This is a genomic window from Aliivibrio sp. 1S128 (genome assembly GCF_001691065.1).
In the GTDB taxonomy this organism is placed as follows: Bacteria; Pseudomonadota; Gammaproteobacteria; order Enterobacterales; family Vibrionaceae; genus Aliivibrio.
In genome coordinates, this window is sequence record NZ_MAJV01000065.1 from 1 (window position 1) to 861 (window position 861).

1 protein-coding gene and 1 pseudogene are annotated in these 861 nt (G+C 35.4%); both read left to right on the forward strand.

Annotated elements, in window-relative coordinates; genetic code table 11:
- A pseudogene (locus tag A6E03_RS09215) lies at positions 1-442 on the forward strand (hypothetical protein); the annotation flags it as partial.
- 79 nt (positions 443-521) lie between these two features.
- Positions 522-791: a hypothetical protein gene (locus A6E03_RS09220; protein ID WP_065600699.1), complete on the forward strand. Its 270-nt coding sequence runs from the start codon at positions 522-524 to the stop codon at positions 789-791.
- Positions 792-861 lie beyond the last annotated feature (70 nt).

Genomic DNA, 861 nt, shown 5'->3' on the forward strand with positions numbered 1-861 from the left:
AATGGGGATTCATTATACAGAACAAGACATGATCCCTGAAGTGGCTTATAAAATCGCGCGAGGCTTTGCTTGGGTTGGCACTGTGGTCTGTATTATTGTTGCTTTTATGTTTGGTCCTTTGGCTTTTGTTGGCGCAGGGGCCTTTGCGCTCATGTCATTTGGGATGACAAATTTCCAGTCAACCGTAGATAAGAGCTATATATTCATTGATGAGCGTAGTGTTGTTTTTCATATAAGGAATGATGGAGTAGTGTCATTTACTATCCCAGAAAAAGGTAAGCTTCAATATAAAGGCCTTGTATACACTTCGACTCTCGAAGAAAAAATGGAGTTACTTACCAACTTACAATCACTTTCTATAAATATGGAAATCATGGAGATCAAAAGATTAAATGATCAATACAAGCATCCAATTTATCAACAAGATGAAATTGCAGAGTGATTTATTTATAAGCCTCAAATAAGATTAAACAATACTTTCTACTCCTCCTAACAAGCTAGCGCAAAATAAATATAGTTATGTGACTTCTTCATTAAAATCAGCGGTAGTAGTAAACGAACAAAATGGTATTTGGAGTAAAGATGACATGGGAAATCCAATTTATCAGTTAGATTTAGGCGGCACAATCCGAGATACCATTACGATCTTAGTTAATATGCCTTTTAACTGGCAAGCATCAGAGCATGAAAAGTTAGGTTATATTGCTTCAGGTAATAGCCAAGGTGAGCTTGATATATCACCTGCATTTAAAGAATCTGCTATTAGAACAATTAATGTGGATGTGAACTAAATGAATGCAGATGAACAAAAAAAACGGCTAAGAGATCAACTTTACAAAGTGAATACAATTTATTCTTGGG